A 21,165-nucleotide genomic window follows, 5' to 3' on the forward strand; every position below is an offset into this window, starting at 1 on the left:
CCCCACGCTAACGCAGCGCCTCGTGGTGCGGCTGGTAACTCGGGCACGACACAGGCGTTCACCCACCAACCACGGCTGTGGCAGCCGGAGTTCGCGGGGTTCGCCTCCCTGCGGACCTGATCGACCACTCAGCGGGTCGGCGATCGCGCGACGGCCGTTGTTCTCGTCGGCTTGTTCCTGATGTCGATGGTGATGGTGCCAAGGCGCACCCCAGCCCGTCTCGCACCACCGCGGCCGGTCACCGAGAACGCGGTGTCTATCGGCGGGCTGCCCGACTACGGGAGCTAGACGGTAGAAGTGAGTCGCTGTGGCACAACGGGAACCGAGTTACCGGCGCAGGACACCGCAGAAACTCCACGTCGGGCACGATGCCACCGCTGTGGGCGTGTTCATGACGTGGTCGCAGTTCGTCGGCGTGAGCGACCGTCCGCGTCGTCGGTTCGCAGAGCTGCGACCAGTTGCATCGCCAGGCCGGCAAGGGCCACGTCGACGACGGTGTCGAGCCTGGCCTGCGGCACTCCTGCGGCGGCCTGGACCGCAAGGCCCTGTCCGATCGTCACCGCGAATCCCGCCAGAGCCTCAGTGTCGGTGTACGGCGCATCGTCAGCCGCCGCAAGGGCTTTGGCGATGGCTTCTTGGATCCCGTGGCGATACTCGGCGAGCAGCTGCGGTATGCGCGCGTTGCTCGGCCCGCAGGAAATGCCACCCTGAATCGACAGACACCCCAGCGAGTTCCCGGCACGCACGGCCTTGGCGGTGTCACGCAAATACGACTCGAGGATGTCGTAGGCGCGGGGTTCCGACAGCACCTGACGCAGATGTTCGTGGTAGCGCTGGCCGTAACGCTCCAGGGCATAAACGAAGAGTTCCTTTTTACTGCCGAACACGGCATACATGCTCGGCTTGTTGATGCCCATCGCCTCGGTGAGTTCGGCCAGGGACGCGCCTTCGTAACCGAGACGCCAGAAGACGTCGATGGCCCCGTCGAGCGCCTGGCCCTCGTCGAACGAGCGTGGTCGGCCTCCCGCGTGCCGTTGCTCTGCGCTCATGCGGATCAGTCTATCCCCGCACGTCGGCTACTTCTACCGAACGGTACAAAACTGGTATGTTCACACTGCAACCGATTGGTACAAAACTGGAGGACCTCATGTCGGACCTGACCGGAAAGAACGCACTCGTCACTGGAGCCACGTCCGGGATTGGCCTCGCCGCAGCACGGGCGCTGGCGAAGCAAGGGGCCTACGTCTTCCTGGTCGGACGTCGCCAAGACGCCCTCGACGACGCCGCTTCCAGTATCGGCGCTGCTCAGGCGCAGGCCATTCGCGCCGACGTGACCGAGCAGGTCGATCTCGACCGTGTCGCGGCCACCATCGAAGCCACCGGACGCCGGCTTGACATCGTCTTCGCCAATGCGGGAATCAACGAATTTGCAACGTTGGGCGGTCTCACATGGGAGCACCACAGAAAGATCTTCGACACCAACGTCGGCGGGGTGACCTTCGCGGTGCAGGCCGCCCTTCCGCTGCTGCGCGAGGGCGCGTCCATCATCCTGTGCGGCTCCAACGGCGACGTCAAGGCGTTACCCGGCGCGAGTGTGTATGCCGCGTCAAAGGCTGCGATCCGGTCCCTGGCGCGCAGCTGGGCCGCAGAACTCGTCGACCGCAAGATCCGCGTCAACGTCGTCGCTCCGGGTCTCACCGAGACACCGGGCCTGGCCGACCTCTTCGCCGGGGCCGACGCCGCGCTAGCCGACATGACCTCCACCGTGCCCATGAAACGCCGGGCGCGCGCCGAGGAGATCGGCAGTGTGATCGCCTTCCTGGCCTCCGACGGAAGTTCCTACATGACCGGGTCCGAGGTCTACGTCGACGGTGGCACCACTCAGTTCTGACACGTTGAGCGCCGAAAGGAGTGCCGGGCTCGTGACCGACACCGCGCAATTGCCCCCGCCGACTCTGGCCGAGGACCTACTTCTCCTACTGTTCCAGCCGGAGTCGGGAACCATCGCCGGGGAGACCACCCTCTACTACGTACTCGGCGCAGCGGTGCTTGCGGAGATGGCACTCGGCGATCACATCGCGGCCACGACGGAACGCCATGGCACCGTAGCCGTGGCGGCGGTACGGGGGGACCGGCCGTCAGACGAACTGTTCCACTCGGCCTGGGGGTACGTGTCCGAACGACCGCGCGCAGTTCAGGCAGTCCTTGCCGCGGTCGGTCCGACGCTGCGGCGACCGGTATTGGAGCGTCTGATCGCTCGCGGCGATGTCCGCGAGGAGAAGCGCAAGGCACTGGGCCTGTTCACGATCACCACCCTGATCGGCGGCAGAACCAAGCGACGCGCCGAACTCGTGAAGGATGTCCGTGCCGTTCTCGTCGAAGATGCCACGCCCACACCGCGTGTTGCCGCGCTTGCCGCCCTGCTCTGGGCAAGTGGGGCACTGACGCAATTTCATCCGGAGATTCCCTGGAACTCCACCGTCATCGCCCGTGCGGAGAAACTCGGACGCGGCGACTTCGGCCCAGCGGCGGCCCGTGAGGCAGTGACGCGCACGATGACCGCGATCGTCATCAACAGCGTCATCGCCGTGACCATGGCGTCCCGACCGCAATGACACAACGCCGAACCACCCCGCTCGCAACGACCATCTTCGATAGCTTCCGCTGTGTCAGCATGAAGTGACGACTGGAAGACTTCACGGCGCTGGACACCCTGGTCGACGGCGAGAAGGTGGCGCTCTTCTGACGCTTCACCCGCCACACACTGTTTGAACGAAATCCGAGGAGTATCGATGCCGGGAATCGCCGACAAGGCCGTCCGCCACTGGCTGATCACTGGAGGGTCCGGTGGCCTCGGCCGCCGTCTCGTCGAACACGTGTTACAGCAAGGAGATCGGGTCACCGCGACCGTGCGTCGCGCCGGCGCGCTAAGCGACCTGACCGAGGAGTACGGCGGTCGCCTCAGCGAGCAGGTTCTCGATCTCGCCCGGCTCGACGACGTCGACGAGGTGATCCACCGGCTGGTCGCGACGGACCCGGTGGACGTGGCGGTCAACAACGCGGGTTTTGCGGTAGTCGGCGCTGCGGAGGAGATGACCGTGGAGCAGATCCGTGGGCAGCTGGACGTCATGCTGATGGCGCCGCTGCTCATCACACGCGCCCTTCTGGCGCCGATGCGCGAGCAAGGTGGCGGCCGGATCATTCAGATCTCCAGCATGGGCGGTCAGGTCGCCATTCCCACGCACAGCTCCTACCACGCCGCGAAGTGGGGCCTGGAGGGGTTCAGCGAGAGCGTCAATCAGGAGGTGTCCGGATTCGACGTTCACGTGACGTTGGTCGAACCTGGCGGCACACGAACGGGTTTCAAGGACAATCTGACGTTCGCTTCGGAGTTGGCCGCTTATCGCGGTACTCCGGTGGATCAGGTCAGACGCCAGCTTCAGGACGCCGACGCGAGCGCGATGACCGGTGACCCGGACAAGATCGCCGCCGTGGTCTTCCAGACCACCCGTCAGACCCATCCGCCGCTGCGGCTGACCCTTGGCGACGACTCCTACGACGCCGTACACGCGGCACTGACTGGCCGTTTGGTTGCCTTGGAAAATCAGCGCGCGGTGGCTGAGTCGGTCGGCTTCGGCCGCTGAGACTCTTCGATACCAGTCGAGAGTGAGCGCGAGCGAGAACCCGCAACTTCACCTCAGCACGACAGTCGACGTTGGTGGCCTCGACCAGATCATGCGACTCGTCGAGCTTGGGAGGGCTGGGATGAAGTTGGTCCATCGATTCGGCCTTCAACCCGATCATCGCCGTGTCGGATGACTGATGCAGGCGCGGCGCGCCCTGCAGGATGCCGCGCATTCAAATAGGTTGAGTCATTGGGTCGTTCGTCAGCCCGGTTCCTCGTTCGTCACCTACGCCGAGGAAATGAAGGGTGGATGCCGACATCTTCCGGGAATAGCCGAACAGTATCGTGAATGCATGGGCCGAACGCACAACCCCGGGCGACAGGGCACCTCCCTGGGGTTGACTTGCCAGATTCCGACAACGCCCGCGCCCGTCTCGCATCTTGAGAAACGAGACAGCCGGCGGGTGAGGTCATGCTCCTATCGATCGTTGCTGTCGCCCTTGGCGCACTTGGTCGCGCCGACCGCGTGAAAGCCGCCGATGGTCTGTTCGAGTAGTTCGGCCAGGCGCAGTACGGTGCGGTCCTCAAACATCGGGCCGATGAGCTGCACTCCTACCGGTAGCCCTTCGAGGGAGCGGCCCGCAGGTATTGCGGTGGCGGGCAAGCCGGGCATGGTCGCGAGGCCAGCCCAGACGAGTTGGTCGGTGAACTCGTACTCGCGGCCGTCGATGTCGATGCGCCGTTTCATCAAAGTGGTTTGGTGATCGTGCGGGAACGCAGGAGTGGGCGTGATCGGGCACACGATCGCGTCGAACCGCGCGAAGAACTGGCGCCAGAGGTGGCGGTGCAGTTCACGACGGTTGTTTGCCCCGACCCAGTCGCGGTGGCTGAACACAGGGCCGCGCAACCACGCAGTGGCGTAACCACGCTCGTCGGCATTCATACTCGCGGCGTCGATTTGGAGCTGCTCGTACCTCTGGACGGGGTAACCGGCGGCCGCATGGGAGGTGAGCAGTTCAACGTAAAGCGTTGCCGCAGCGATCAAATCAGGCAGCAGGGGACTATGCCATTCGACACGGACGCCGGCCGTGCCGAGCGCGTCGGCGACGCGGTTCAGACCGGCTCGCACAGCAGACCCGGTCGCGATGAGTGGATGCTCGTCAAGGATGAGGACACGGTAGTCGCGGAGCCGTTGATGGCGGGCAGGCGGCAAGTCCAGGTCGTAAGCAACGCCCGATGTGCATGGGTCGGGTCCGGCCATCACGTCTAACAGCAAGGTGAGGTCACCGGCAGTGCGGGCCATCGGCCCAACGACGGCGAGGTCACCATCGACGGGTAGCGCCGGCATGGGCGGGGGAAGGTGGCCACGGTTGGGCAGCAGCCCAAATGTCGGCTTGTGAGCGTACACACCGCAGAAATGTGCGGGGGTACGCAGAGAACCGGCGATGTCCGAGCCGATCGACAGTGCCCCGAAACCGCACGCGAGAGCAGCTGCTGATCCGCCCGAGGATCCACCTGCAGTACGGCCGTGATCCCACGGGTTGTTGGTGGCGCCGTAGATCTCATTGAAACTCTGCAGGTCTTGCAGCATGAAGGGCACATTTGTCTTACCGAGAACCACCGCACCAGCGGCCCTTAGTCGAGTCACCTTAACGGCGTCCTCGGTTGGCAGGTAGTTCCTGTACTGCGACATGCCCCAGGTCGTCGGTAGCCCGACGACGTTGTACGACTCTTTGACCGTCACCGGAATCCCGAGCAGTGGCAGGTCTTCGCCGCGGGCGCGGGCCCGGTCGGCAGCGCACGCGGCAACTCGCGCACCATCGAAATCACGGACACAGATCGCGTTGATCACCTTGTCATCACGCTCGATACGAGTGATGGCCTCCTCGATCAGTTCCACCGACGACACCTCGCCAGCACGCAATGCGGCCATGAGTTCTACGGCTGACTGAAGGCTCCGCTCCATGACTATGACGCTATTGGCGTGCCGCAGAAGCCATAAAATCCCGCTTGGCGCAATAGAATCGGCGCTGGATTATCACGATTTTGGCCCCCGAGGAAATCGACGATGTCGGCGCACGCATACTGCAACCGTGCTGGACCCTGCCGAGGTGGTGCGGCTCTAGAGTCCGTGGAAGGGCCGCACGCCGCAAGACGCGGCCACATTCCTGCACGGCTGCTCGGGCCGATGGTGGATTGCCGGCGGTTGGGCGATCGACGCATTCGTTGGAACCTCATCAGGCGCACGGTGATCTCGGCACCGGCATTCCGCGTGCCGAGGTCGACGGCTTCATCGAGTTCCCCAGTACTCATGAGACGGGTGGGCAGCGGCGGGGTGTCTGACACCCCCACTTCATCGACGCTCAGATGTGTCCACTCAGTGCGGTCGGCAGCGTGGGTTCGATAGAGCAGAAGATCGAACGCCGTGAACCCGCCGAGCAGCAGTGTCACGCAACCGACGAAGCCGGCGACGAAGCAGGTCGGCACCATTGATCTGGCGGGAAGTCGATCATGGAGGTACGTCCACACTGCGGCGCAGAGGACGAACCACACCGTGACGCCTACGGTATCGGGTACCTCGGTCACCACTAGGCGATCGTGATGGGTGAGAGCCCACATCGCCACGTCGGTCCCCGCGGTCTGGGTTCCCGGGTAGGACCAGATCGGAGACACCGACAGGGTGATCGCCGGGAGAACGCCGCCGACCGTGCCCGACCATCGCGCCACGCGCGCCGCGTCGGCCACGCAGTCGGCGGCTTCGGCATTCGGCAAGGTCTAGCGTGGGCACAATGGGTTTGTTCAGCCACGAGGAGTTCCGCGACCCGGACAAGGGCGTTGCTGGCGGCGCTAATGGTGGGGCCGTTGAGAGGGTTCGCCGTGCTGATGTCGACGTATTCGGATCGGATCATCCGGCGGTCGTTGGTCCGGGGTTACCTCCCGAGGATGGTTCTTGCGGTCAGTTCGCCGTGCAGTTTCACGTGTCGACGTCAATGCTGTTCGGGTTGAGACGTATTGCTGATATGCGCGGGGTCAGCGTGCCGGAGGTGTGTCGGCAGGTCATCGGTGTATTCGTCGCCCAGCAGGAGGGCGAGTTGGCTGCGTTGCTCGCTGCTGAGGCCGAAGTGGCGGACTACCGGCCGAGTTTGGATGAGGCATAGGCGCACCCTGCTGCGGTGGATCGCTCGGTCGGTGTCGTCGGCGGCCACTCAGATCGTCGGGGGTCCGAAAGCCCGGTCGCAGCTTCCGCGGGAGTGGTCCCCGGGCGATGACCAGCGGCCGGCCACCAGTGCTACCGCTGGCTCGATGGGTGGAATCTCGTCCAGATGTCCAATGGGACATCAGATGACATTTCATCCGAGGACGTAGACAAGCAACGAATCGCACTCCTGCGGGGTGCTCGATGAGCCGCGCGGCATCAAGGGGGCACGCCTCGCGGGCTGACGTGCGGGCGAACTGGTGCACGCCGATGCCCGCAATGCCCCCTAGGCTCGGGTAGGTGGCCAAGGAGCAACCGCGATGACCCAGCCCGCTAGCACGCGGATCACCCTTCCCGGCATCAGTTCACGCGCCTGGGAGCACCCCTCCGACCGTGTCGCACTCAGCGCGCTGCGTCGTCTCAAGGGCTTCGACCAGGTCCTCAAGGTGCTATCGGCGATGTTGCGCGAGCGCCAGCACCGGCTGTTGTACTTGGCCAGCGGCGCGAAGGTAGGGCCGCGGCAGTTCGGCGACCTCGACGCGCTGCTGGACCAGTGCAGTGACGTGCTCAACGTCCCCGATCGCCCAGATCTGTTCGTGTACCAGTCCCCAGAAGTCAATGCGTTCTGCATCGGCATGGATACCCCGTTCATCGTCATCACTTCCGCCATGTACGAACTGATGGATCACGACGAGCTGAGGTTCGTCATCGGCCACGAACTCGGGCATGCGCTCAGCGGGCACGCCGTGTACCGCACCATGCTTATGCACCTTCTGCGGCTGGCGGATTCGTTCGGATTCATCCCGTTGGGTGGGTGGGCGTTGCGCGCGATCGTCGCGGCACTGATGGAGTGGCAGCGCAAGTCCGAGCTGTCCGGTGACCGCGCCGGGTTGCTCTGCGCTCAGGATCTCGACACGGCGATCCGCGTGGAGATGAAACTGGCCGGCGGCAAGCATCTGGACAAGCTGGATTCTCAGGCGTTCCTGGCCCAGGCCCGCGAGTACGAACGGACCGGCGACATGCGCGACGGTGTGCTCAAGCTGCTGAACCTGGAGATGCGTACCCATCCGTTCTCGGTGCTGCGCGCGGCGGCATTGACCTCGTGGGTGGATTCCGGCGGGTACGGCGCCGTCATGCGCGGTGACTATCCCACGCGAGGCGAGGACTCCACCCGCTTCGTCGATGATGTGAGCGCCGCGGCCGGTCATTACCGCGACGGCTTCGACCAATCCGACGATCCACTGATCAAGGGCATCCGGGACGGTCTCGGTGGCATCGTCGACGGGGTCGGACAGGCCGCGACCAGTGCCGTGGACGCGGTGGGCCGCAAGATCACTGAGTGGCGACGTGACTCCTGACCGCACGTCCAATAAGAGTGATCGAGAATTGCCGGAGTGCTTTTACCCACGCTCCCACTAGACAAGCAACTGTCATCTTGGGCAGGTGTTTTATCAGCATTCGTTGCCAGCGTTGGAGTCGTGCTGGGCGGATGCTGCCTTGAACCTATGGATCTGTCTCCCATACTTGGCAGCTACTTCGACAAGGTCCACCGAACTCCTGTTCCACACGAGTCATGTTCGGTTCGTGCATCGATTGCCTTGCCGCAGGCATAGGTCCGGGGGCCGCGGAGTCATCGGTTCCATGCTGTTGAGTCTCGACAATAGGGACCCATGACCGATTCTCTACGCCGACTGACCAGCACATCACCCGCGGTCGGCGCTCACTCGCCACCTTGAGTACGCAGTCGAACTGATCGGCATCGACCACGTCGGCCTCAGCAGTGACTTCTCCTTCGACTACGCCGACTTCCTCGACGAACTCACCCGCAGCCCACACCTGTTCGACGAGAGCTACACCCGCTGAGGGCCTATCCAATGGATGCCCCTGGAGAACCTCCTCGCCGTGGGCGAACACCTCGGCAACCGGGGTTGGACTGAGGCCGAGATACAGGCCGTCACATGGCAAAACTTCCATCGAGTCGCCCAACAAGCATGGCAACCGACTGCGCTCTGAATATCGGGCCGCTCGACCACCGCGGCGGATCGACACGTAGTACGAATTCGGGGTCAACCCGCATCGACAGCCAGCATCGTCACCCCACAGGGGTCAAAGTTCAGAAAATATTACGGGGTCAACTTTGGGAAGTTGTTGACACTCGTCGGCACCATCCGATTTCAAACCCCGCCCCAGATGTGGCAGACGGCGACTTAAATCCGACGAATGTCGTCACCAATCATCGCTCGCATTACTATCATTCAGCGGATGATAGGAGCTGAAGGGGTCCCCCGGAGGCGGCGCTGGTGACCGGGTCGCTTTGGCAGCCTGCCGAAGCGCCGCAGCAGTATCGGGATCGATATCGGTCAGCTGCTCAAGCAATAGATCCCTGCGGTGTTCGACCTCGGCGAGGACGCCGGCCACCTGCATGGCAGCGTTCTGGGCAGCTCGCTGCGCGGTCGCGGTGATGAGGCGGGCCAGTTCGTCCCGGTCGAGCCGATGGGTAACTTCATCGAGTTCGATGTCGACGACGCTGCCAGAAACAGAGACCCACACACGGACGAGATCGTCAGGCGAGGACGCCGCAACCGAGCCGATGGCTTCGATGGCCTCGCGCGTCTGCGCCATCAACGCTGCCTGACCTTGGACGGTTTCCAAGTCAATGAAGGCGTCGTCGGTCATTCGGGAAGCTTCTCTAGCGCTCGCCTAGCAAGCCGCCGGATCATTGCGTTCGGGTCCTGCAGATGGGGTTCAACGCGGGACCGGATACCGGCTGGTTTCATGGCGATCAATGCCTTGAGCGAGTAGTACGTCCACTCGGTGTCGAGGTACCGCAAGGCGATATCGAGCGCTTCGGGCGTCTTCACCTTGCCCAGGTATTCGATCAAAGGCCCTTTCGACATCTCGGGCGGCAAATCCTCAATCAGTTGCGCGACGCGGGGGAAGTCCCTCTTGGTTGCGATCCGCTTGAGTGCGAACCCGGCGAACCCGGTGGCACCTCCGGGAAGTGGCGGCCGACGCTCAAGTTGGTTGATGAGGGCGTCGATGGCGTCGCGGTTTCCCCGCGCGGCAGGGTCATTGAGGTTTCGGATCAGGTTGGACCGAATCGCTTGTCGGTGGTGGTCCTCCGGCCCGGGGATGCGCTCCTCTAGATGATTCAGCCAGTCGACGAAAATCGGAATACCTTGCGGCACAGTACGCGCCTTGGTCAGGTCATTGAGCGTGTAGCAGGGCGCGCCGACCGCGGCCAGTTCTTCCATGATGCGCCGGTCGAAACCATCCTGGCCGTCGTGGTACCGGGCCGGAATCCGCCGCATCCAATCGTCGCCCTCGGGCATCCCGACGTAGGTGATTGATTCTGGCGTGTCGGATCTTGAAGCCTGCGCGCCCCCGTAGTCTTCTGCGGGCGGGCGCGGCTGACGCACGAGGTCGGCGCTAGCCGATTCGATCGCACCTATCGCCTGACGCAGCTGCGCGAGGCGCTCGGCGCCGGTTAGGGGCTGCTGATCACTCATCGTCGACATACGTTCCGGCATCGCTGCTAAAGGTCATTGTTATCGTCAAGTTCTTTGCGTACCAACTGAATCTGGCCCGAGTCGATCATCTGTTGGATCTGTGGATCGTTGATCTGCGTCCGGTGGTCGACCACTAGCGTCATCGTATAGCCCTGCTGCTGGGCATACTCGGCCTCAGCGCGGATCTGCTGCGTATACGGACGAATCTCGTTGGTGTTCTTTACTTCAACGACATTCTGATTCTCGGTGTCGATCAAGTCGGGGACGACAGCCACGGGCTTGCCGTCGAGCTTGACTTCCACCTCCTGCTTGGGCGCGCCTTCGGGTATCCCCGCCCGGCGTTCGCCTTCGTCGCCAGCTTGCTTGTTCTGTGTCTCGTCGCGATTTCGCACGGGGTTGGTCTGCCGTGGTGTGCGGTCCAGGATCGAGGACAGTGGTTCAGCGCTCGTTGTGGCAAGCGTGTAAATGGCGGTGTTGGATTTGGCGGCCATGTCGACAGCGCCGCTGATGCCTTCCATCAGACTGTCCATGGCTTGGGCGTATAGCACTTTGTTGAGTTCGATCATCTTGTCGATGCCAGCCCGCAGCAGACCCCCGTAGATGGGTATCCCGTAGGTGGCGACTTTGTCGATCTCGTAGGAGATGAGGATCGCGTTGAGGATTGTCAACGACGTGCGGCCGGTGCTCTTGTCCGCGTCGGCGACGCGATGCACCTCCGCGCAGGCTGCCCCAAGGGCGTTTGCCCCGTCGCCTGTGGCATCCAGCGCACGGCATACGTGACCCACTTCATCGATGATCCCGCTGACCTCGGGGCTTTGATCCTGTGCAGCCTGCGTGAATACCGTCGTGACATCGGTCCAGAGGCTGACCGCGTCGGTCTTTCGCGCGCCGCCGAAGGAGGTGAAACTTGTACCTGCCGTGCCTATCTGGCCTTCCTTGCAGTCGGCCCATTCCTTTGTGACATGATCGGCGATCAAGTCCCAGTGGTCAGGCTTCTCATGCGTACCGCCAACAGCGTGGTCGGCGGGGTGCAGGTTGGTACTCAGAGTCGAACCTTGCGGCGCTGCCGGTGTGGGCTGATCGCCACCACCGGACTCGTTCTCGGCATGCGCCCAGTTCAAGCCTGCCTGATGCACCTGGTATCCCAGTTCGCGTGCTGACATCGACGTCGTCGAGCCGAGTTCGAATACGTCGGAGGCTGACTGATCGAAGCTCGTCGCCCACACAGGTCCCCCGGTGGTGTAAGCGCCAGCGGACCGGCTGACGTCGAGCGTGTTGTCGAGATCGCGAAGCTTGGACTCGATCGTTTTCGACGCCTCGCACAGCGTGGTGGCCACCTTGTAGAAATCCTCGGGCGTCACGTTGACCATCGCGAAACTATCCGAACATTTCGAGGTTGGCGCGCAGGGCGTCCGCATAGTTGTCGCGGGCGGTCGCCACGTATGTCCGATACTCGCGCAGTGCCGTGAGGTGCTGTTCGGCTTGTTCCTGCCAGCGCTGGTGCGACTCGGTGAACGCGGTCGCGGCTATCCCCGAATAGTGCTCAAGTACCGTCGATGCCGTGTCCTGGGCTGATTCGAGATGGGTCGTGGCCTCAGCGAGCGATTGGTCGATCATGTCGACGAAATCGCTCATCTCGGCGATGTCGTAGCGGAATGTAGGCATCGCGGCTACACCTGCCGATCGATGTCGGCTCGTTGCTGCTCATCGCGGTTGCGATAGATTCTCGCAGCTGTCTGCAGTGTGTCAGCGTCTCCAGCGAGCTGGTCGATATGGGCACTGAAGACGTCGTGCAAATCCGACCACATAGCCGTTCCCCGCGTGGCAGCACTTCCAGTCCACTTGCCACGCAGCGCATCCTCGGCACCAGGAAGGCGCGCCAACAAAGCGTGCAGTGCCTCATGCGTCTGGCGGAACTGCTGCGCGCCGTCTGTCAACGCGACGGGGTCGACCCGTAAGCTGTTGTCTGCCAACACACCCTCCACGAAACCGAGGCAGCCATGGACTGGCGCACGACGACGAGTCAAACAGCCCAAGCCGACCTTGATGACCTCTTGAAGGACAGCATACAAGTTGCCGTGCAGGGGTTAGGGGACCAGAGTTTGGTTCCCTTCATGCTGGTCATCACCCACTCGGGCGAGCGGGCAGTCCGCAGCCTGGCGGCTCGGCTGCCGAACGCCGCGGTGGACTCTGCCATTGCGGCACTCCAAGGCGATCGCGACTCAGAAGACTTGCGCGCCCGCGCTACCGTCCTAGACGTAAGCGTCCGGGAGCCCTTCGCTGGCGACGCCATCAACGTCCGGTTAGAACATCAAGAGGGACCCTCGATCGACATCTTGGTGCCGTACAGAAGCACGCCCGCCGGCATTACCGTCTCGACCGACGCGCTCACCGCCGCCGCCGACACCCGAAGGCTCTGGCCTGCACCATCAACATAGGCGCAGGCGCGAAATCTCGGCGCACCGTCGGACACAAGGTGTCTGCGCGCCGGCGGGTGACTACCGCGAGGCAATCACAAACCCAAATCGTGCCAACGGTTCGAGCAGCGATCGGTCGGCGCTGTTTTGTAGGATGAACGCGGTCGTGCGGTCACTGAGATCGGCAGTGGCGTACCACCGAACCCGGGGAAGCTTCGCCAGATCGTCGACGACGGCAGCAGCGACGGGCCATTCGCCGATAACGACAGACTGGGGGCCGCTGTTTGCCGACGGGGGTGTCATGCAGTAATTGACGTTGGTGGCGTGTTTAACCAAGGGAAAGGCTGTGCTGGGCGCCACAACCGAGTAATCCGAACACACCACGGACGTCCACGCTGTGCGATCACCCGAGACGGGACTCTTAGCCCGTTCACCAGCACCACGAACCGTGCGACTTCCCAACAATCCGACGAGCACGGCAACGATCACCATGACGACAGCTAACGCGATGACCACCCATAAAGCTCGTCGCCCGTTACTCTTGGCAGGCTGCGGACGGGCTGGTGGTCGATTTTCACCGCCCGGCCAAGGGTCTGGTGGTAGCAGATTAGTCACGCACCTACGGTATCCGCCAGCTACTACCGCGGGGCGCGTGTAATCGCATCCGCGCGAGAGCTGTCAGCGTCACTGGTGGGCGTTCACGTCGGACGTAGCCGCCTTGCCGACCCCTGTTTTAGGCGAAGTAGCGTCGGCCGGGAATTTCAGCCCCGAGTTGGTGTGTGGCTATTCGGTACGAGATCAGGTTGCCACCCAGGGGGATTCCGAGAACCTTGGCCAACGCAAGCTCGCCTACTGCTCAGAAGTTGCCCACGGGCACACGCAACCACCCTGCGCTGCGGGAAGCGTACCCATTGTGGCGCCTGCTGGATTAAGGCGCACCAAGATCAATTGTGGCTTCTCACGTTACGTGTCCACAGTCGGCGCCCTGAAGTGCCGCGATCGAAGCATTCTCACAAGATGTCCACCCCGTGAATTCTCACTTTCATGTCCACACGTGTCGGCATCATCTTCTCGCTCATCAGCAGCCCCAATCCGCCGGACTGCATCGGATCTACTGGACTCATTGCATATCGTCACCGTGACGGACGCGCTTCGTAGTGCACCGGGTGCCCTCGATCGGTTGCGTTTGCTTGGGTTTCAGATTCGCGTTTATCGCGCCGCGACGCTTGGGGCGAGGATCTCGACGACGAGGTCGGCCGCCTCCGTCTCGGTGTCGACGTCTCACCTCTATCGACATGGCCGTTGAGGCCGAGACGCGGACCGACGACACCAGCATCCTTCGATTACGTGAACGACAGATGCGGTAGTGCTTGAAACAGTCCGCCGAGCCGCGCCCCCGGTTCAGCCGGATACCTTCACGCGCCGTAACCCGCGGCTGGGAGCGCACGAACGAGCGAGTGCCCGCGAGCGCCGACCGGTAGCGCAACCCACCCCGTGAGCATGCCCACCGAGGTGGACACCCGAGAACCCTAGCCGTCGAGCACGCCATCGTTGCTCCGGGCTGCAAACGTATGCGATTGGCTCCTAAACATTCTTGACCACGCAAACTCGACCTGGTATCCATACCAGCACGCCAGTTCTGATCGATCGATCAATTACGAGAGGTGGGCCGTGCCGTCATCGCAACACCTTCGGAAACCGAGGCAGACTGATCGTGGACTGACGCACCGGAACCACGGGGACACCTGCGACGCGCTGTCGAACTCCAAACACGGCACTGCTCAGGGCAATCCGTGGCAGCTGCGCCGCAGCACGCCAATGGTCTTTGTAGAGGGGCGTCTCGCCGCACGCCGGCCAATGGACTGTACGCGCGATCCGGCCATCAGCGAATGAACCGACTGGCCTGCCCATCAGCGAACCCATGCCGACGCGGCGACGTCCTTCCGACTGGGCTCACCGACTTACACGCCGGTAGCAGTGTGGCGTGTGGTCCATGACCGTTGCGAACGGTGAACGATTGAGTCTCCGTCGAACTTGAACTGGCGTCTCCAGTCGGGCGAGCGGCATGCCCCGGCAGCACGCTGAACGTCACCGGGCGCTGCGGCGGCTCTCAATACCTGTACGCCTTGGAACTTCCAACCCCCGACGAGGAGAACATGACATGACGAGATCGATCCGCACCGTAATCGCGCTAGCTGGAACCGTGTTCGGCCTCACAGCGACAGCGCTGGCTCCACAGGCCGGCGCCGCCCCGATGCGCATCGGAAACTACGAGGTCATGACCGACCGATGGAATGACCACTCTTTCATCTGGTCGGTGATGCATTCATGCGGCGCCCCGGACTGCGGTACCTACATGGAGGACCCAGTGATTGCGCCGGCCACCGACACGCTGAACGTGCGCGCCATTCCCCGGCCCCTGAAGAGCCAGGCTTTCCAACAATCAGCGTTCTACGCCGACGGCCGGTACACCTTGATCGTCGACGTGCCCGACGGAGTGCGCTGCGTCGGATACAACCTGCCCTCACACGACGTCTACAACTGGGATGCGGCGTCGCTGGTAGGGTCCGTCGCCTCGTCCTACCAGTCGGGCTGCTACGGGATGCCTGGGAGCACCGACACTTACGCTTTCGCCCTCCAACGCTTCTAAGACCTAGCGTTGCACGGTCCGGTGAAGGCACACCGGGAGAGCCAATGGATCGGGTTGCCTAGATCTCCGTTGGAAGTCTCCATGGCACATCGATCGCGATACGGTCAGTTCACGTTCGATACTGATCGACTGAACAAATCACCGAGGCCCAAGGCCCTCGCGCGCCGTCGGTCGTGGTCCGACTCGTGGCAAGGTAGTCGCCAACGTCGGATGCGGACCAAACCTCGGAGGCAGCGCGACGGCGACCGTGGTTCCGCGGCATCCGCGTTCGACAGCGGCACCGTCTTCGATCTCTCCTCGACGGCTTCAAGCCCAATTCCCGAGAACTCAGTCATGTCGGCGAGCGTCGAGTGACCCAATTCCGGCGTTCAAGACGGTCCGTGCGTTCGGAGCCCCGTCTCGTCGAGGCTCGCATCTCACCCACTGGAACTCCCTGCTGTTGCCGACCCTTCCGCGGCAAGCGGCGACACCTTGGCGGCGTCATATCCCGTCGTCAGCCAGTACACGGTGCGGTCCAAGGCAGGGACGATGTCGGTGATGGCGATCTCGCCGAGGGTAAACCGGCCCAACAGCCCGTAGATCACGCTGGACAGGACCGTGTCGAGGTCGCGGATGAAGGCTTCGTCGACGCCGGCGAGTACGTCCAACCCGGCGGGCACGACGATGTCCAGTCCTTTACGGAACAGTATGTGACCGTTCGGCGATGACCGTGCGCGATAGAACGCGGTCAGCATCGCCGGATGTTGCTCCCAGGGCTCGAAGATCGAACGCAGCAAGCGCATCATGGCCACGTACAACGATTCTTCGGGCGCTCGCGCTGTCCGGACCAGACCGGAGTATCGGCGTTCAACCATCCACGTCTGCAACGCCGCCAAGATGAGTTCATCCCGGTTCGGGTAGTGCTTGTAGATGGTCGCAAGCGACATGCGTGCTTGGCGAGCGACTGCGCGCAGTTGTACTGCGTCGTACCCGTCTGTCTCGAGTATGTCTATGACGATGCCGAGTATCCGACTGTCTCCGCGACCCATGTCGACTCGCGCCTGGTCGACCTTGTCCACCGGGTGGCCCCCTTGCCGATCTGCTGTAACAGGGTTACCCTACCGCGAGTAACGAGGTTATGCAGGTCACACCGCAATCACACTGTGGCGAGCGCAACGAAGCGAGGACTAATGGGTTCATTGGACGGCAAAGTCGCCTTCATCACGGGCGTTGCCCGGGGGCAAGGCCGCAGCCATGCCGTGCGGCTTGCCGCCGAAGGTGCTGACATCATCGGCATCGACATCTGCGCCGACATCGCCTCGAACGGCTACCCGATGGCCTCGCTCGACGAACTCGACGAGACGATTGCCCTTGTCGAAGCGCAGGGCGGCAAGATGCTCGGTTCGGTAGCAGACGTTCGCGACTTCCACGCCGTGAGGGCGGCATTGGATGCGGGGGTGGAACACTTCGGCCGACTCGACATCGTATTGGCCAACGCCGGGATCGCCGCGATGGGTTTCCGCCCGTTGACGATCGACGAAGAGCTCGAGATGTGGACCGACGTGGTGGCGGTCAATCTGAATGGTGCGTTCCATACAGCCAAGGCGGCGATGCCGCACCTGATCGCCGGGGAACACGGCGGATCCATCGTGTTCACCAGTTCAACCGCGGGTCTGGTGGGTTTCGGTGGAATGCAGGGTGGTGGACTCGGCTATGCGGCTTCCAAGCACGGCATCGTCGGACTGATGCGTACGTTGTCGAACGCTCTTGCCCCGCACAGTATTCGCGTCAACACGGTGCATCCGACGGCGGTCAACACGATGATGGCGACCAACCCCTCGATGACTGCCTTCCTGGAAGCGTATCCCGACGGCGGGCCGCACTTGCAGAATCCCATGCCGGTCGGGCTTCTGGAGCCCGAGGACATCAGCGCAGCCGTGTTGTACCTGGTCTCTGACGCCGCGAAGTACGTTACCGGGGTCGCCTTCCCGGTTGACGCCGGCTTCTGCAACAAGCTATGAGCGCCGGCCACGGGCGCGTCGCCGGCAAGCGCGTCCTCATAACGGGTGCCGGGCGGGGAATGGGCCGCAGCCACGCCTTGCGGCTGGCTCAGGAGGGCGCAGACCTGATCTTGATCGACATTTGCGAGTCTATGGCCGAGATCGAGTACCCCCTGTCGACACGCGACGATCTCGACGAGACTGCGCGTTTGGTGGTCGAGCATGGGCGCCGGGCAGTCGCTTACGCCGTCGACGTGCGCGACGCTGCCGCCCTGGCCGCGGCCGTCGACGACGGAGTCGCACAGTTGGGTGGCTTGGATGCATCCGTCGCCAACGCCGGTGTACTGACCGCGGGGACGTGGGACACCACCACATCCGAGCAATGGCGGACGGTAGTGGACGTCAATCTGATTGGGACCTGGAACACCTGCGCCGCGGCGCTGCCCCATTTGGTGGAGCGCGGGGGCAGCCTGGTCAACATCAGTTCGGCAGCGGGCCTGAAGGGCACACCGCTCCACACGCCCTACACGGCCTCCAAACACGGCGTGGTGGGACTCAGTCGCGCACTAGCCAATGAACTCGCTGCGCAGAACGTCCGAGTGAACACCGTGCATCCGACGGGAGTTGCAACCGGGATGCGGCCGGACTCGCTGCACACCCTGCTCGCCGAGGTGAGGCCAGATCTGGCACCGCTCTTCGGGAATGCCCTGCCGATCGTCATGACCGAAGCGATCGACATCAGCAACGCGGTGCTGTTCCTCGTCTCCGACGAGGCCCGTCACGTGACCGGTCTGGAGTTCAAAGTCGACGCCGGGGTGACCCTGCGGTGAGCACGGCCCAGCAGAAGGAAGCGCTATGACCACCGTCGACATCGACCGACTCGAGCGCGGCAGACGCGCGTTCGAAGACGTGATGACCTTCGCTGCGCCGGAGGATTCGACGCCAGCCACCATCAACATGCTGGACTTCGTCTTCGCCGAGGTGTGGCAGCGACCCATGCTGAGCCGTCGCGCGCGCCGGTTCATCACGCTCCCTTGTGTGGCCGCCGCCGACGCCGAAGGTCCGTTGCGTGACCACGTTTATGCTGCACTGCACAGCGAAGACGTGACCATCGTCGAAATGCAAGAGACGGTCCTGCATTTCGCGGTGTATGCCGGCTGGCCAAAGGCGTCACGGTTCAACATGGTGGTCGATGAACAGTGGGAACGGATCCACCGAGAGCGAGGAGTAGCCCCGCCCCCCGCCCCGGCGTTACTGCCGTTGCCCACACCCAGCGATCCCGAAGCGCGACTGGCGGTGGGTGAGCAATCGTTCAAGGACATCAACTGCCTGCCGTACGCCCCGCTACGCGACAATCCCTTTCAGGGTGCCGGAATCCTGAACTTCGTCTTCGGCGAGATGTGGCTCCGTCCAGGTCTCGGCATGAAGGAACGCCGACTGGTCACCGTGGCATGTGTCGCCTTCCAGGACGCCCCCTATCCGATCCTGAGCCACGTCTATGCCGCGCTCAAGAGTCGCGACGTCTCCTTCGACGAAATGGACGAACTGGCGTTGCATTTCGCGGCCTATTACGGATGGCCCAAAGCGTCACACTTGAACCAGGTGATCGGCGAACAGAAACTGCGCGTATCGCAAGAGTGGTCAGCGGAGGCGGGTGCACCATCGTGACCGCCTCCGCAGCGCTCATGCCCGCGACCTCAGACAATCCGGTGGGTCTGCTGGTCGGCGGCGATCGCATTACGTCGACCTCGGGTGGGCACCACCGGCACATCTTTCCCGCAACCGGTCTTCCCAACGCGACCATTGCCCTCGCCGGGGGCGCCGACGTCGACCTCGCCGTCGAATCGGCGCGCCAAGCGCAGCGAGAATGGCGCTCCTTGACCGCCGATCGCCGGCGCGACCTCCTGATCGACCTGGCCGACTCCGTTCACGAACACCTCGGCCAACTTGCCGAACTCAACGTCCATGACTATGCAGTCCCGGTCTCCTACGCCGGCACCGCGGTGATGCTCGAGCAGTTCCTGCGCCACTTCGCCGGATATGCGGACAAGCCGCACGGATCGAGCACCCCCGTCAGCGGATCGTTCGATCTCAACTTCGTCGAGCGCGAACCGTACGGCGTGGTCGCCGTCCTGGCGCCGTGGAACGGGTCGCTGGCCGTAACGGCCTCCTGTGTGGCACCGGCGTTGGCGGCGGGAAACGCCGTGATCCTCAAGCCGTCTGAGCTGGCCCCGCTAGCGGCGCTGCGCTTCGGTGAACTCTGCATCCAGGCCGGACTACCCGCTGGCTTGGTCAACGTAGTTCCCGCGGCCGCTGAAGGCGGAGACGCCTTGGTGCGCCACCCGGGTATCGGGAAGATTTGGTTCACCGGCGGCGGACAGACCGCACGCGCAGTGATCCAAGCCGCAGCTACGAACCTCACCCCGGTCGTGGCCGAACTCGGTGGCAAGTCGGCCAACATCGTCTTCGCCGATGCCGATATCGGTTCTGCTGCCGCGCTTTCGGCTCACCAGGGCCCGTTGATGCAAGCCGGCCAGAGCTGCGCGTGCGCCAGCCGCCTGCTGATTCACGAATCGGTGTACGACGAATTCGTCGACAAGTTCCTCGAGGCGATCGGCGGCGCCAAGGTCGGCGACCCCTTCGATCCGATGGTGAGTGTCGGCCCGGTGATCAGCGAAGCATCCGCAACCAGGATCGTCGCCGTGGTCGAGAAGGCCACCAGGGACGGCGCCGGCGAACTACTCACCGGCGGCTCCAGGATGGGAGGCGAGCTGACGAAGGGCTACTACGTCGAGCCCACGGTGTTCGGCGACGTCGACAACAACTCAGAACTGGCGCAGACCGAGACATTCGGTCCGGTCGTGTCCCTCATGCGCTTCAGCGCGGACGACGACGCGGTGCGCATCGCCAACGACACACCGTACGGTCTGAATGCCTTCATGCACACGAACGATCTCACCCAGGCCCACCGGGTGGCGCGGCAGCTCGATGCCGGCTCGGTGTGGATCAATCAGAACAGCCGGATCTCACCCCAAGGCCCGTATGGCGGATACAAGCAGAGCGGCTTCGGCAGAACCGGCGGCATCGACGGACTGCATGAATTTCAGCAAGTCAAGAACATTCGCATCGGCATGCGCTGACCCTTGACTTGCCTGATGCTCCGCACAACCACACCAAGGATGTCATGACTGCCCGGTCCGCTGCTTCGCCTGTCCGGGTGGTCGCGGGAGAACTTTCGTTGCCTTACGGCCGAAGATACGTAGTCCACGTCATTACTCCGCACGTCGTGAACGTCGTCGAATCCGTGGGCGGCTGGCTGTGCGATCGTGCGATGGCCGGATGGGAGGTGACCGTGCTGCTGACGGGCAAGGGAGAAGACCCACTGCCCATCCGCATTCTCGGTGGTGAGGTCGTCGCTCTCGAAGCCGCGGATCAGCGGGAGTGGTACCGCTGCAGCCCGGGTGCGCTGGCAATAGCAGTCGATCGTCTGCGTCGAGGGACCCGCGTTGAGGAAGAACTGCGAGTCGCAATGGACTGCGGGCGCAACGACGTCACGACGGCGGACCGTAGTTGGGCCGCGGAGCCCGATTCGATCGAGCAAGTAGAGACCGTCGAGTATCGGCTCAGCGGCGCGGCGCGGGCCTACAAGGCACGGGCACTGGCCGCGGTGGGTCAGCCCGTCGAAGCCATCGCGGCCGTCGAGGTAGTCCCTACCGCCCGAACAGCCCCGGTGCCCGCCCAAGCTGGCATCCCACCTTCGGAGCCGAGGCGCCAACCTCAGTGAGGGCC

The 21,165-nt window shown here is 63.5% G+C and carries 22 protein-coding genes and 1 pseudogene; 13 read left to right on the plus strand and 10 right to left on the minus strand.

The features are described from left to right. Positions 1–389 precede the first annotated feature (389 nt). On the minus strand, positions 390–1,049 hold the full coding sequence (locus G6N64_RS05935; protein WP_163796039.1) for a TetR/AcrR family transcriptional regulator: 660 nt from the start codon (positions 1,047–1,049) through the stop codon (positions 390–392). A gap of 98 nt (positions 1,050–1,147) precedes the next feature. On the opposite strand from G6N64_RS05935, the gene G6N64_RS05940 reads away from it, so the two are divergent. The 3 genes from G6N64_RS05940 (at position 1,148) to G6N64_RS05950 (ending at position 3,644) form a co-directional block, all read left to right on the plus strand. Further along, positions 1,148–1,891: an SDR family NAD(P)-dependent oxidoreductase gene (locus G6N64_RS05940; RefSeq protein WP_163796040.1), complete on the plus strand. Its 744-nt coding sequence runs from the start codon at positions 1,148–1,150 to the stop codon at positions 1,889–1,891. A 31-nt stretch (positions 1,892–1,922) separates the two neighbouring features. Continuing rightward, positions 1,923–2,615, plus strand: a complete 693-nt coding sequence (locus tag G6N64_RS05945) for a GOLPH3/VPS74 family protein (protein WP_197748331.1) — start codon at positions 1,923–1,925, stop codon at positions 2,613–2,615. Between the two features lie 177 nt (positions 2,616–2,792). Further along, positions 2,793–3,644 (plus strand): SDR family oxidoreductase, encoded by an 852-nt coding sequence (locus tag G6N64_RS05950; protein ID WP_163796041.1) that lies wholly within the window; start codon positions 2,793–2,795, stop codon positions 3,642–3,644. 459 nt (positions 3,645–4,103) lie between these two features. Here the strand turns inward: G6N64_RS05950 and G6N64_RS05955 are convergent, their stop codons facing one another. Then, complete coding sequence (locus G6N64_RS05955) at positions 4,104–5,591, minus strand: amidase (protein WP_163796042.1); 1,488 nt, start codon at positions 5,589–5,591, stop codon at positions 4,104–4,106. 2 nt (positions 5,592–5,593) lie between these two features. After that, positions 5,594–6,397, minus strand: coding sequence for a hypothetical protein (locus G6N64_RS05960; protein ID WP_163796043.1), 804 nt, complete (start codon positions 6,395–6,397; stop codon positions 5,594–5,596). A 17-nt stretch (positions 6,398–6,414) separates the two neighbouring features. Between G6N64_RS05960 and G6N64_RS05965 the strand changes: the two genes are divergently transcribed. From G6N64_RS05965 to G6N64_RS05975, 3 genes and pseudogenes are all read left to right on the plus strand, one after another. Continuing rightward, positions 6,415–6,783 carry a hypothetical protein gene (locus tag G6N64_RS05965; protein WP_246230976.1) on the plus strand — a complete coding sequence of 123 codons (369 nt, stop codon included), beginning with the start codon at positions 6,415–6,417 and terminating at the stop codon, positions 6,781–6,783. A 358-nt stretch (positions 6,784–7,141) separates the two neighbouring features. After that, positions 7,142–8,179 carry a M48 family metallopeptidase gene (locus G6N64_RS05970; protein ID WP_163796045.1) on the plus strand — a complete coding sequence of 346 codons (1,038 nt, stop codon included), beginning with the start codon at positions 7,142–7,144 and terminating at the stop codon, positions 8,177–8,179. A 358-nt stretch (positions 8,180–8,537) separates the two neighbouring features. Next, positions 8,538–8,834 (plus strand): annotated as a pseudogene (locus G6N64_RS05975) (membrane dipeptidase); the annotation flags it as partial. A 213-nt stretch (positions 8,835–9,047) separates the two neighbouring features. Here G6N64_RS05975 and G6N64_RS05980 read toward each other — a convergent pair. The 5 genes from G6N64_RS05980 to G6N64_RS06000 are packed head-to-tail and all read right to left on the minus strand — an operon-like array spanning position 9,048 to position 12,303. After that, the gene (locus G6N64_RS05980; protein ID WP_163796046.1) at positions 9,048–9,497 is read right to left on the minus strand and encodes a YbaB/EbfC family nucleoid-associated protein; all 450 of its coding nucleotides are present in this window, start codon (positions 9,495–9,497) and stop codon (positions 9,048–9,050) included. Then, the gene (locus tag G6N64_RS05985; protein ID WP_246230978.1) at positions 9,494–10,330 is read right to left on the minus strand and encodes a HEAT repeat domain-containing protein; all 837 of its coding nucleotides are present in this window, start codon (positions 10,328–10,330) and stop codon (positions 9,494–9,496) included. Before G6N64_RS05985 ends, G6N64_RS05980 begins: the two co-directional genes overlap by 4 nt. A 26-nt stretch (positions 10,331–10,356) precedes the next feature. Further along, a complete protein-coding gene (locus G6N64_RS05990) occupies positions 10,357–11,700 on the minus strand; it encodes a putative toxin (RefSeq protein WP_163796047.1) in 1,344 nt (447 codons plus the stop codon). A gap of 7 nt (positions 11,701–11,707) precedes the next feature. Continuing rightward, positions 11,708–11,995 carry a WXG100 family type VII secretion target gene (locus tag G6N64_RS05995; RefSeq protein WP_163796048.1) on the minus strand — a complete coding sequence of 96 codons (288 nt, stop codon included), beginning with the start codon at positions 11,993–11,995 and terminating at the stop codon, positions 11,708–11,710. A gap of 5 nt (positions 11,996–12,000) precedes the next feature. Continuing rightward, positions 12,001–12,303, minus strand: coding sequence for a WXG100 family type VII secretion target (locus tag G6N64_RS06000; RefSeq protein WP_163796049.1), 303 nt, complete (start codon positions 12,301–12,303; stop codon positions 12,001–12,003). Positions 12,304–12,330: 27 nt separating this feature from the next. On the opposite strand from G6N64_RS06000, the gene G6N64_RS06005 reads away from it, so the two are divergent. Continuing rightward, a complete protein-coding gene (locus tag G6N64_RS06005; protein WP_163796050.1) occupies positions 12,331–12,768 on the plus strand; it encodes a hypothetical protein in 438 nt (145 codons plus the stop codon). A gap of 60 nt (positions 12,769–12,828) precedes the next feature. On the opposite strand, the gene G6N64_RS06010 is transcribed toward G6N64_RS06005, so the two are convergent. After that, complete coding sequence (locus G6N64_RS06010; protein WP_163796051.1) at positions 12,829–13,362, minus strand: hypothetical protein; 534 nt, start codon at positions 13,360–13,362, stop codon at positions 12,829–12,831. Between the two features lie 1,546 nt (positions 13,363–14,908). Between G6N64_RS06010 and G6N64_RS06015 the strand changes: the two genes are divergently transcribed. Next, positions 14,909–15,397, plus strand: coding sequence for a hypothetical protein (locus tag G6N64_RS06015; RefSeq protein WP_163796052.1), 489 nt, complete (start codon positions 14,909–14,911; stop codon positions 15,395–15,397). 416 nt (positions 15,398–15,813) lie between these two features. Here G6N64_RS06015 and G6N64_RS06020 read toward each other — a convergent pair whose 3' ends face one another. Beyond that, on the minus strand, positions 15,814–16,425 hold the full coding sequence (locus G6N64_RS06020; protein ID WP_163801472.1) for a TetR/AcrR family transcriptional regulator: 612 nt from the start codon (positions 16,423–16,425) through the stop codon (positions 15,814–15,816). Positions 16,426–16,566: 141 nt separating this feature from the next. Here G6N64_RS06020 and G6N64_RS06025 point away from each other — a divergent pair, with 141 nt between their 5' ends. The 5 genes from G6N64_RS06025 to G6N64_RS06045 all read left to right on the plus strand — a co-directional run bounded on the left by G6N64_RS06025 (position 16,567) and on the right by G6N64_RS06045 (position 21,160). Then, positions 16,567–17,397 carry a mycofactocin-coupled SDR family oxidoreductase gene (locus tag G6N64_RS06025; protein ID WP_163796053.1) on the plus strand — a complete coding sequence of 277 codons (831 nt, stop codon included), beginning with the start codon at positions 16,567–16,569 and terminating at the stop codon, positions 17,395–17,397. Continuing rightward, positions 17,394–18,206: a mycofactocin-coupled SDR family oxidoreductase gene (locus G6N64_RS06030; RefSeq protein ID WP_163796054.1), complete on the plus strand. Its 813-nt coding sequence runs from the start codon at positions 17,394–17,396 to the stop codon at positions 18,204–18,206. The genes G6N64_RS06025 and G6N64_RS06030 overlap by 4 nt, the downstream gene beginning before the upstream one ends. 25 nt (positions 18,207–18,231) lie before the next feature. Further along, complete coding sequence (locus tag G6N64_RS06035) at positions 18,232–19,044, plus strand: carboxymuconolactone decarboxylase family protein (RefSeq protein WP_163796055.1); 813 nt, start codon at positions 18,232–18,234, stop codon at positions 19,042–19,044. A gap of 17 nt (positions 19,045–19,061) precedes the next feature. Further along, the gene (locus G6N64_RS06040) at positions 19,062–20,516 is read left to right on the plus strand and encodes an aldehyde dehydrogenase family protein (protein ID WP_163801473.1); all 1,455 of its coding nucleotides are present in this window, start codon (positions 19,062–19,064) and stop codon (positions 20,514–20,516) included. A gap of 146 nt (positions 20,517–20,662) precedes the next feature. After that, positions 20,663–21,160 carry a hypothetical protein gene (locus tag G6N64_RS06045; RefSeq protein WP_163796056.1) on the plus strand — a complete coding sequence of 166 codons (498 nt, stop codon included), beginning with the start codon at positions 20,663–20,665 and terminating at the stop codon, positions 21,158–21,160. The last annotated feature ends 5 nt before the right edge of the window (positions 21,161–21,165 follow it).

The sequence above is a fragment of the Mycolicibacterium sediminis genome, from assembly GCF_010731735.1.
Classification (GTDB): domain Bacteria; phylum Actinomycetota; class Actinomycetes; order Mycobacteriales; family Mycobacteriaceae; genus Mycobacterium; species Mycobacterium sediminis.